We start from the raw sequence: 10,514 nt of genomic DNA on the forward strand, positions 1-10,514 counted from the left end.
GCCCCGCCCCTTCCCGAAGCCTTCCGGCTTCGCCGGCCTTGGGCGTACCGGAAGGTCACCGGCTCCGCCGAGTTCGTCCTCAAACGCCGGACGGGCTATAGGGGTTACTTCTCCACCGCCGGGAGCGAACCCGGCAAGGGCCTCCCCGCGCTCTCGCTCATGAACCACACCGCGATGCCGCCCACGATCGCCGCCGCCATCATGTAGTACGCGGGCATCATCATGTTCCCCGTTGCTCCGATCAGGGCCGTCACCACCAGCGGGGTCGTGCCGCCGAAGATCGACACGGAGATGTTGAATCCGATCGACAGCGAGCCGTAGCGGACCTTCGTGGGGAAGAGGGCCGGGAGGGCCGATGGCATCGAGGCCGTGAAGCAGACCAGGAGCAGGCCGAGCGCCGCCATGCCCAGGGCGATCGCCCAGAGCGAGCCCTGGCGGATCAGGAGCAGGGCGGGGACCGAGAGGAGCAGGAAGCCCGCGCAGCCCGCCGCGATCACGGGGCGGCGGCCCACTCGGTCGGTCAGCGCGCCCGCGAAAGGCTGGACGCACATCATCAGCGCCATCACCGCCAGGACGACCAGCAGGCCGTGCGTCTCGTCGTACTTGAGCTCGCTCGTCAGATAGCTCGGCATGTACGACAGCAGCATGTAGTCCGTGACGTTGAAGACCAGGACCAGGCCCATGCAGAGGAGCAGGGCCTTCCACTGGCCGGTCACCATCTCGCGCAGCCGCACCTTGGGGCGGGACTGCTCGTCCTTGTGCGCCTTCGCGAGTTCGGCGGCGAACGCCGGGGTCTCTTCCAGCTTCATCCGCAGGTAGAGGCCGATCAGGCCCATCGGGCCCGCGATCAGGAACGGGATGCGCCAGCCCCAGGAGAGGAGGTCGTCCGAGGAGAGGAGAGCCGTCATCAGGGTCACCAGGCCCGCGCCGCCGATGTAACCCGCCAGCGTGCCGAACTCCAGCCAGCTGCCGAGGAAGCCCCGCTTCTTGTCGGGGGAGTACTCGGCGATGAAGGTCGACGCGCCGGCGTACTCGCCGCCCGTCGAGAAGCCCTGCACCAGGCGGGCGAGCAGGAGCAGGATGGGGGCGCCCACGCCGATCGTCGCGTACGAAGGGATCAAGCCGATCGCGAAGGTGCCCGCCGCCATCATGATCATGGTGAGGGCGAGGACCTTCTGGCGGCCGATGCGGTCGCCGAGCGGCCCGAAGACCATGCCGCCGAGCGGGCGGATCAGGAACGCCGCGGCGAAGGCGCCGAAGGTGGACAGGAGTTGGGCCGTCGGGTTGCCCGACGGGAAGAACACCTTGCCGAGCGTCACGGCGATGTAGCTGTAGACGCCGAAGTCGAACCACTCCATCGCGTTGCCGAGTGCGGCCGCCTTCACCGCGCGCTTGACCAGCGCCGGGTCGACGACGGTGACCTCCGCCTCCGTCGGTGAGTGCGGGGACGGCGGGGTCTTGGTCAGGGGTGCGACGGGTGTGGCGGTCGGCAAGGGTTCGCTCGCCTGCCTCTCGGTTGACGGCAAGGACAGAGCCGCCCGGCAGGGGGCGGCTCGAAAGCGACCATAGGTGCAAGCAGCATCATTACGGGCGGTGTCCGGTCCGCCGCGCACCGCACGGAAAGTGCCGCTATCCAGGTCAAACGCCCCTCCTTCCGGTGGCGGCGAGAAGGGTCCTTTGTGATCTATGTCGCGGCTGGGATGCGGAACCGTGCCGGGGAGGTCGGACCGTCATCTTCTGGACAGTAGGGGGTGAGATATCGGCCATGCGGACGAAAGGTTTGGTTGGGAAGTACGCGCAAAAGCCGGTAGAAAGCGGTGTGGCTGCCAGGTGAAATAGAGGTTGCGCGCGTCTCTCCCGACGGGCGCGGCGCCCATGAGCGGCGGAAGCGACGGAGCAGAGACGACGAGCGGGGCGGGAGGGCCGACGGCGCGTGGCGAACATCGAGCACAGCGGACCGGGAAATGCCTTTGGACCAGGGGCGTCCGGTACACCCAAGGCGCGGATCGAGGCGGTCCGTGCCGCCCTCTGGGCGATCGCCGCCATACTCGGGGTACGGCAGGTGGCCGATGTCGTGCGTACGCCGAAGGGTGAGCGCCTCACCGATCTGGAGACCTGGATCGGTCCTGAGGGCGTCCTGCATGTGAACGGCTCCCTCTACGACGCGGACAAGTTCACCGGTACTCCCTTCGCCGGACTCGTGCTCAAGCCGTTCGCCCGCGCTGCCGAACAGGCGCTCGGCTGGGGCTGGACGTTCGGCACCCTGATCCTCGTGGCGGTCATCGGTCTGGTCGCCGCCCGCGCCCTGCCGCAGCCCGTGTCCCGGCGCACCTCGCTGCTGGCCGCACCCGTCGCGATCTGCCTCCTGATGCTGTCGCTCCCGGTGCGCAACACCCTGCATCTGGGCCAGACCAGCATCATTCCCGTCCTGCTCGTGCTGCTCGGCTGCTTCGCCGTCCGGGGCGAGCGGGCCAGCGGCATCCTGATCGGCATAGGAGCGGCGCTGCAGCCGACCGTGCTGCTCTTCGCCGCCCTGTTCTGGTTCACCGGCCGCAGGCGCGCGTCGGCCGCCACCGGCGCCACCTTCCTCGCCTGCACCGCCCTCGCCTGGGCCGCGATGCCGCACGACTCCTGGGCGTACTGGGTGCACCACCTGGCGGGCGCGGGCCTCGGCGCGCGCCCGGACGGCCTCGCCAACCAGTCGCTGCACGGCGCGTTGCTCCGGTTCGGCATCGAGGGGCCCGTGGAGATCGGCCTCTACGTCCTCCTGAGCGCGGCCGTGATCTTCCTCGGCCTGCGCCGCGCCGTCCGCTACGCCCAGGACGGGCAGCTGCTGCTAGCCGTCGCGATCACCGGCTGTGTCGCGGTCGCCGTGTCCCCGACGACCTGGCAGCACCAGCTGTTGTGGGTGTTGCTCGCCGTGGTGGGCCGGGTCGGCAAGAAGCAGTCCGACCGGTACATGTGGCCCGTGGCCGTCATCCTCGTCTCGACCCTGCCGGCGAAGATGATGCTGCCGAACATGCCGGTCGTGGAGCCCATCCGCGAGAACGTCGTGCTGATCGCCGCGCTCGCCGCCGCCGCCCTCGTGCCGTTCCTGTCCCGTACGGCACCGCAGTACCAGAGCCCCATCCCCACCGACTACGCCGCGCCCGTCCCGGCGCGCTGGAGCCGGGTGCCGCTGATGCCGTTCTGGCGGCGGGTCACGACCCGGCCGAACCTGCTCCTCGAACTGCTCCTGATCCGTGTCGGCTACTCCGCCTACCAGCAGGCGCGGCTCGCGGCGACCGGCGGCACCATCTCGGGCGGCCGGGCCGCGGCCGAGCGGCACGGCGAGCAGGTCTACACGATCGAGCAGTTCCTGCACATCGACATCGAGCACTGGGTCAACCACGCGGTGGTGAAGGTCGGTTGGCTCGAGGAGTTCTTCAACTTCTACTACACGTCGTTCCACTTCGGGGTGCCGCTGACGATCCTCGGCGTCCTCTACGTCCGCCGCCCCGCCGAGTACCGCTGGGCGCGCTCCGCGCTCGGCTTCGCCACGGTCGTCGCGCTCGTCGGGTTCTGGCTCTACCCGCTGGCGCCGCCGCGCCTGATGCCCGACCTCGGTTTCATCGACACGGTGCACGGCGTGCAGGACTTCAGCAAGCCGGAGTACGGCACGCTGACCTCGCTCACCAACCAGTACGCGGCGATGCCCTCGCTGCACTTCGGCTGGTCCCTGTGGTGCGGTCTGGTGATCGCGATCCTCGCGCCGAAGTGGTGGATGAAGGCGCTGGGCCTGCTGCACCCGCTGTTCACGGTCTCCGCGATCGTGGCGACCGGCAACCACTGGGTCCTGGACGCGGTGGGCGGCGCGACCGTCGTCGGCGCGGGCTTCGGCCTCGGCTATCTGCTCGCCGGGCCGCGCGTACGGCAGCCCCTGAAGGTGGCGACGGGGGCCGAGCCGGTCACCGGCATGTCGAAGGACTCGGCGAAGGACCGTACCCCGAGCTGATCCGGTAGGTGCCCGGCTCGGACACCGTGAGCCGGGTGAACTCGCCGTGCCGCTTCAGGCAGGCTCCCGCTGCCCGAAGCCACGGCGAGTACACGAGCCGCAGCGTCACCGGCTCACGGGTGGGGACGCGGAGCACCATGTCCGAGCCCGTGGACCGGACGACGGACGCGGGCGCGGACACCATCGGCACCGGGTCCTTCACCCGGAAGATCCGCCAGTGCGCGTCCTTCCACACCGGCTCCAGCCAGTCGGGACCGCTCGCGACGAGCGCCGCCTCGTCCTCGGCGAACCCGTCCGGCTTGCCCGGGGGAAGCACCACATAGCCGACCGCCCACTTGTCGAGCCACGCCCGGTAGGTGGCCGCCGAGAAGGACCCGTCGTAGAAGAGCCGGCCGCGCTCGACGTCGAGCTGGCGGTTCCAGCCGCGCGCCATGTTCACATGCGGGGCAAGGGCCGTGGCCTCGCGGTGGTTGCGGGCGGGGACCACCTCGACCCGGCCCCGGTCGGCACCGAGCCGCTCCAGCTCGCGCACCACACCGTGGGTGTCGACGGCCCACTTCGGCACGGTCGTGGACACCGTCAGATCGTCCACCGTCTTCTGCGCCACCCAGGCCGTGGACAGCACGAGCGCGATCGCGAGCACGGTCCTGCGTACGCGGTCAAGGGCGGGCGCGCGGAGAGCGGCGAACAGCACGGCAGGCGCGAGCAGTTCGGCGAGGCGCTCCACGTTCGTGCCGATCGGGGACGGGACGAGGTACGTGAGGACCGTGCCGGCCGCGTACACGGCGGCGCCCCACCGCAGCACCCGCCACTGACGCGGCGCCGCCACGACGATGGCGAGGCCGAACACCACGGGCGGGAAGATCCGGTCGAAGGGCATCAACTGCTCGCCGGTGAACGGGAAAAGCACCGTCGTCGCCCCCACGACCACCACCGGCGGCACGAGCAGCGCCGCGGCCCGCCGCCAGTCGCGTACGAGGAAATATCCCGCGCCCACGACCAGCAGGAAGAGACCGGCCACCGGACTGGACATGGTGGCAAGCGCCCCGAACGCCACCGCGGCCGACACCCGGCGCTCCCGCACGAGCATCAGGCACGCGGCGAACCCGAAGGCGAGCCCCAGTGCGAAGGTCGTGCGCCCCGACGCGACGTTGCACCACACGGCGAGCGAGGCGAGCACCGCGGGCCACAGCGGACGCCGGACGCCGGTGCGCGCGATGAGGGCGGCGACCAGCCAGGCACCGGCGACGCCCGACGCCACCGTCACGGTCTTCACGCCCACCGCGGCCATCAAGTACGGAGAGATCAGGCTGTAGTTGGCGGTGTGCATGCCGCCGTACCAGAACAGGCCGTACGCGGACGCGCCGTGCTCGGAGGCGAACCGGGCCCAGGCCTCCTGCGCCGCCAGGTCGCCGCCGCCCGTGGCGAGGAACGCCGCCCACACGGCGTACAGCGGAAGCGTGGGAAGGGTGGCGGCGAGCGGGATCCGGTGACGTCGGACGAAAGTGCGGAAGGTGTTGTTCCGTTCGGCGGGCGCGCTGCCCGACGGTGCGAGGGGGATATCCGCGGAGACCACAGCCACCGTTTCCGTTCGAGGACTTCGAGGACTTGGAGAGGCAAGGTTCACTTCTCAAGACGCGTCACGCGACGGAAGAGTTGGCTCCCTGTGCCAGGGGGAGGCAGGGGCAGGGCGTAGGGGGGAGTCGCCCCTGCCTCCCTGGCCGCGGGTCAGCCGGTGCTGACCTGCAGTTCCTTGACCCCGTTCAGCCAGGCCGAGCGCAGTCGCCGGGGGTCGGAAACCAGACGCAGATCGGGCAGGGCGTCGGCGAGCGCGTTGAAGATGAGGTTGATCTCGACGACCGCGAGGGACTTGCCGAGGCAGAAGTGCGGGCCTCCGCCGCCGAAGCCGAGGTGCGGGTTCGGGTCGCGGGAGATGTCGAACTTCCCGGGATCGTCGAAGACTTCGGGGTCGTTGTTGGCCGAGGAGTAGAAGAGACCGACGCGGTCGCCCTTCTTGATCTGCACGCCGCCGAGCTCGGTGTCCTGGGTCGCGGTGCGCTGGAAGGAGACGACGGGGGTCGCCCAGCGCACGATCTCCTCCGCCGTGGTCTGCGGGCGCTCGCGCTTGAAGAGCTCCCACTGCTCGGGGTGGGTGAGGAAGGCGTGCATGCCGTGGGTGATGGCGTTGCGGGTGGTCTCGTTGCCGGCCACCGCGAGCAGGATGACGAAGAAGCCGAACTCGTCGCCGGAGAGGTTGCCTTCGTCCTCGGCCGCCACCAGCTGGCTGACGATGTCCTTGGCCGGGCACTCCTTGCGGGCGGCGGCGAGGTTCATCGCGTAGCTGACGATCTCCATGGCCGCCTCGGTGCCGACCTCCTCGGTGATCGCGTACTCCGGATCGTCGTAGGCCGCCATCTTGTTGGACCAGTCGAAGATCTTCGTCCGGTCCTCCTGGGGTACGCCGATGAGTTCGGCGATGGCCTGGAGGGGGAGTTCGACGGCGACGTTGGTGACGAAGTCGAAGCTGCCGTCGGGGGCGGCGTTCGCGAGGGCCGTCTCGACGATGGAGCGGGCGCGGGTGCGCAGGGCCTCCTCGAGCGAGCGTATGGAGCGGGGCGTGAAGCCGCGCTGCACGATCTGGCGGACCCGGGTGTGCTCGGGCGGGTCCATGTTCAGCATGATCAGCTTCTGGACCTCGATCTGGTCGCGGCTGATCGTCTCGTTGAAGCGGATGACCGCGGTGTTGAGGTTGGAGGAGAACAACTCCGGGTGGGTGGAGACGTATTTGACGTCCGCGTGCCGTGTGACGGCCCAGTAGCCCGCGTCGTCGAAGCCGGAGATGCCGGGCCGCTGGTCGATCCAGCGCACCGGCTCCGTCTGGCGAAGGTTCGCGAACTCCGGGTGGGGTACGCGGTGTTCGAGCAGGTCAGGGTCGGTGAAGTCGAACCCGTCGGGCAGCGCTGGACAGGGCATCGGCAACTCCAGGAGTTCAGTTCTTTGTTCTGACGGTCCATCAGGAGATGCCCCGCAAGGTAATAACGGGTTCTACAAGTGGCAAGGCCCGTGACGGGTCCGCTTCCCCAAGCTCTTGAAGAGCAGGGGAGGCCCCACTGTGCAGGTAGTGCGCAAGGTGCGTGCAAGACCCTTGCGGCGCCGGGGTGCGCCTCAGCAGACTGCATGCAGAACTAGAACGCGTACTAGTTCTCCGTGCGGGTGCCGGGACGCCCCCGCGGGATGTGGATGGAGAGGACGCTCATGGCCGCGGAACCTGTCATCGTCGAAGCCGTACGCACCCCCATAGGCAAGCGCGGAGGTGCGCTCGCCAATCTCCACCCCGCCTATCTGCTCGGCGAGACGTACCGCGAACTCCTCGGCCGTACCGGCATCCACGCCGACTGCGTCGAGCAGATCGTCGGCGGCACCGTCACCCATGCCGGCGAGCAGTCCATGAATCCGGCGCGCACGGCGTGGCTCACCATGGGTCTGCCGTACGAGACCGCGGCGACGACGGTGGACTGTCAGTGCGGCTCGTCGCAGCAGGCGAGCCACATGGTCGCGAACATGGTCGCGACCGGGGTCATCGACGTGGGGATCAGCTGTGGTGTCGAGGCGATGTCGCGGGTGCCGCTGGGGTCGGGCTCCAAGCACGGTCCGGGGAAGCCGTTCCCGGATGAATGGAACGTCGATCTGCCCAATCAGTTCGAGGCCGCCGAGCGGATCGCCCGCCGTCGTGGGCTGAGCCGGGAGAACGTCGACTCGCTGGGGCTCATCTCGCAGGAGCGGGCCGCCGTGGCCTGGGCCGAGGAGCGCTTCAAACGCGAGACGTTCGCGGTTCAGGTGCCGACGACGGAGGAGGAGCAGGGCGCCGGGCAGGGCATGTGGCGGCTCGTCGACCGGGACGAGGGTCTGCGCGACACGACGATGGAGGGCCTGGGCGGGCTCAAGCCGGTGATGCCGACCGCCGTGCACACGGCGGGCAACTCCTCGCAGATCTCGGACGGCGCTGCGGCGATCATGTGGGCGTCCAAGCGGATGGCACGGGCCCTGAAGCTGAAGCCGCGGGCGCGGATCGTGGCGCAGGCGCTGGTGGGGGCCGATCCGCACTATCACCTGGACGGGCCGATCGATGCGACGCGGGCGGTGCTTGGCAAGGCGGGGATGTCCCTGAAGGACATCGACCTCGTGGAGATCAACGAGGCGTTCGCTTCGGTGGTGCTGAGCTGGGCGCAGGTGTTCGAGCAGGACCTGGAGAAGGTGAATGTGAACGGGGGAGCGATTGCGCTGGGGCACCCGGTCGGGGCGACCGGGGCTCGGCTCATCACGACGGCGCTGCATGAGCTGGAGCGGCGGGACAAGGAGTTCGCGCTGATCACGATGTGTGCGGGGGGTGCGGTGGCTACGGGGACGATTATTCAGCGGTTGTAGCGGTTGTAGCGGTTGTGGCGGTTGTGGCGGTTGTGGCGGTTGTGGCGGCTGTTTAGCGGCTGTGGGAACCCGAAACGCCGGGCAGGCAGTGAAGAGCCTGTCCGGCGATTGAGGGCGAACTCGGCGGAGCCGGTGATTTGCCGGTGCGCCGGAGAGGATTCGGCTCAGTACCAGCCGTTGGCCTGCCAGAAGTCCCACGCGCCCGCGGGGCTGCCGTAGCGGTCGTTCATGTAGTCGAGGCCCCACTTGATCTGGGTCTCGGGGTTGGTCTTCCAGTCCGCGCCGGCCGAGGCCATCTTCGAGCCGGGCAGGGCCTGGACCAGGCCGTACGCGCCGGAAGAGGAGTTCGTCGCGGTGTGGTTCCAGCCGCTCTCGTGCTCAACGATCTTGCTGAACGCCTGGTACTGCGCGGGGTCCGGGATCATCTTCTTCGCGATCGCCTGGGCCGAGGAAGGCGCCGCGGCGGGAGCGGCGGCGACAGCCGCGGCCTTCGCCGTGGTCGGGGCCGCGGCCTGGGCCGGGCCCGCGGCGATCAGCATGCCGGTCGTGGCGGCGGCCACGGCGACACCGGCGAGGGCCTTCTTCGGGGTGGCGATACGGCGGAGGAGCGAGGCGGACAAAGCGTGACCTTCCGTGGGGGACATAGGTGTCGCGGGCACGCCTTAGCCGTGGAAAGTGGCGGGGGAATGCGTCGGCGCCTTGGACCCGAAGGTCGTCGGCGCCCTGCGACTCGATCCAGAGAAGCAGGGCTGTCACGTCTCCGCAATGCCCCCTTTTGCTAGTTGCTGTCGTACTTGGGGTGAACGTCCCCTCTGTGACGTGGCTCTCAATCCGCAGGTCGGGGCGGTGATTGAAGCGCGCATGCCAAGCGGAAAGTGCTACGAGCAGGCCTAGTAGAGGACCAAAGTCCTGTGGGCCGCCTCACCGCGCGAGGGCCCTCCCTGTGACGGAGAGCCAACGGCCGACTACGCCTTGGGCCCCTCGAATGTGACCTGGGCCTCGAAAGCCGCCCGTCGCGTGGCCCGGCGCAGCGCCTTGAGGACGGCGGGACCGAGGGCGAGGCTCAGCAGGACGGTGACCACGGCGCGGGGCAGGTCCCAGCCGAGCGAGGTGGCCAGGCAGTACGCGATGAAGCGGCCCAGGTTGTCGCCGACGGGGTCGCCGGGGACGAAGGAGACGCCGGTCGCGAGGCCGCCGAGGTAGGGCCAGCCCTGCAGGTTCATGACGGTGCCGTAGAGAACGGAGGACAGCGCGCCGTAGGCCGCGAGCAGCCACAGCTCGCGGCGGCCGCGGATCGCGTCCGGGCCCGGCAGCAGCCCCGCGCCCATGCAGACCCAGCCCATGGACAGCATCTGGAACGGCATCCACGGGCCGACGCCCCCGGTGAGCAGCGCCGACGCGAACATCGACACCGCCCCGAGCACGAACCCGAAGCCCGGCCCGAGCACCCGGCCGCTGAGCACCATCAGGAAGAACATCGGCTCGATCCCGGCGGTCCCCGCACCCAGCGGCCGCAGCGCCGCCCCGGCGGCGGCCAGCACCCCGAGCATCGCGATGGCCTTCGCGTCGAGCCCGACGTCCGCGATGGTCGCCACGACCACGGCGAGCAACAGCGGAAGCAGCGCCGCGAACAGCCAGGGCGCGTCCTGCGCATGCGCGCTCAGCCCCGAGTCACCACCCGCGAGCAGCGGCCACCCGAAGGCGACGACCCCGACGGCACTGACCAGGGCGAGGGCGCCGATGGACCGGGGGCCCAGCCGGATGGGACGGGCCTGGCGCTCGGGCCTCTCACCCCGGGATGCGGGGCTCACGGCTGCGCTCCTTCTGGGGGCACGTCGCTGGGCAGGTCAGCGCTTGCGCGCGAGGCCGGGGGCGCGCTCGGGTCTGGGCTGGCGCTCGGGTCCGGCATGGCGCTCGGGTCCGGCCTCGCGCCTGTGCCCGGGGTCGCCCCCGTGCCTGGGTCCGTGCCCGTGCCTGGGTCCGTGCCCGTGCCTGGGTCCGTGCCCGTGCCCGTGCCCGTGCCTGGGTCCGCGCTCGCGCTTGAGTCCGGCGTCGCATCCGCGCCCGGCCCCGCACCATGCCGCAGCCCCGCTCC

The 10,514-nt window shown here is 70.1% G+C and carries 7 protein-coding genes; 2 read left to right on the forward strand and 5 right to left on the reverse strand.

Going from position 1 to position 10,514, the window contains the following annotated elements:
- Nucleotides 1-104 precede the first annotated feature (104 nt).
- Nucleotides 105-1,466, reverse strand: a complete 1,362-nt coding sequence (gene proP, locus E2651_RS35500) for a glycine betaine/L-proline transporter ProP (protein ID WP_135335385.1) — start codon at nucleotides 1,464-1,466, stop codon at nucleotides 105-107.
- A 467-nt stretch (nucleotides 1,467-1,933) separates the two neighbouring features.
- On the opposite strand from proP, the gene E2651_RS35505 reads away from it, so the two are divergent.
- On the forward strand, nucleotides 1,934-3,994 hold the full coding sequence (locus tag E2651_RS35505) for a bifunctional glycosyltransferase 87/phosphatase PAP2 family protein (RefSeq protein WP_135335379.1): 2,061 nt from the start codon (nucleotides 1,934-1,936) through the stop codon (nucleotides 3,992-3,994).
- Here E2651_RS35505 and E2651_RS35510 read toward each other — a convergent pair.
- A complete protein-coding gene (locus E2651_RS35510; RefSeq protein ID WP_245239434.1) occupies nucleotides 3,948-5,480 on the reverse strand; it encodes a hypothetical protein in 1,533 nt (510 codons plus the stop codon). The two genes, E2651_RS35505 and E2651_RS35510, sit on opposite strands and share 47 nt — an antisense overlap.
- Before the next feature lie 242 nt (nucleotides 5,481-5,722).
- Nucleotides 5,723-6,967, reverse strand: coding sequence for a cytochrome P450 (locus tag E2651_RS35515; protein WP_135335381.1), 1,245 nt, complete (start codon nucleotides 6,965-6,967; stop codon nucleotides 5,723-5,725).
- Between the two features lie 282 nt (nucleotides 6,968-7,249).
- On the opposite strand from E2651_RS35515, the gene E2651_RS35520 reads away from it, so the two are divergent.
- Nucleotides 7,250-8,419 (forward strand): steroid 3-ketoacyl-CoA thiolase, encoded by a 1,170-nt coding sequence (locus tag E2651_RS35520; protein ID WP_135335382.1) that lies wholly within the window; start codon nucleotides 7,250-7,252, stop codon nucleotides 8,417-8,419.
- Between the two features lie 164 nt (nucleotides 8,420-8,583).
- On the opposite strand, the gene E2651_RS35525 is transcribed toward E2651_RS35520, so the two are convergent.
- On the reverse strand, nucleotides 8,584-9,063 hold the full coding sequence (locus tag E2651_RS35525) for a transglycosylase SLT domain-containing protein (protein ID WP_135335383.1): 480 nt from the start codon (nucleotides 9,061-9,063) through the stop codon (nucleotides 8,584-8,586).
- A gap of 321 nt (nucleotides 9,064-9,384) precedes the next feature.
- Nucleotides 9,385-10,230: an ECF transporter S component gene (locus tag E2651_RS35530; RefSeq protein ID WP_135335384.1), complete on the reverse strand. Its 846-nt coding sequence runs from the start codon at nucleotides 10,228-10,230 to the stop codon at nucleotides 9,385-9,387.
- Nucleotides 10,231-10,514: the final 284 nt, after the last annotated feature.

Source organism: Streptomyces sp. MZ04 (assembly GCF_004684775.1).
Lineage (GTDB): Bacteria > Actinomycetota > Actinomycetes > Streptomycetales > Streptomycetaceae > Streptomyces.

What these genes read in the sequence shown, in the direction of transcription:
- E2651_RS35515 (WP_135335381.1), bottom strand. Translation starts at nt 6,967, where the DNA reads ATGCCCTGTCCAGCGCTGCCCGACGGGTTCGACTTCACCGACCCTGAC.
- E2651_RS35520 (WP_135335382.1), top strand. Translation starts at nt 7,250, where the DNA reads ATGGCCGCGGAACCTGTCATCGTCGAAGCCGTACGCACCCCCATAGGC.
- E2651_RS35525 (WP_135335383.1), bottom strand. Translation starts at nt 9,063, where the DNA reads ATGTCCCCCACGGAAGGTCACGCTTTGTCCGCCTCGCTCCTCCGCCGT.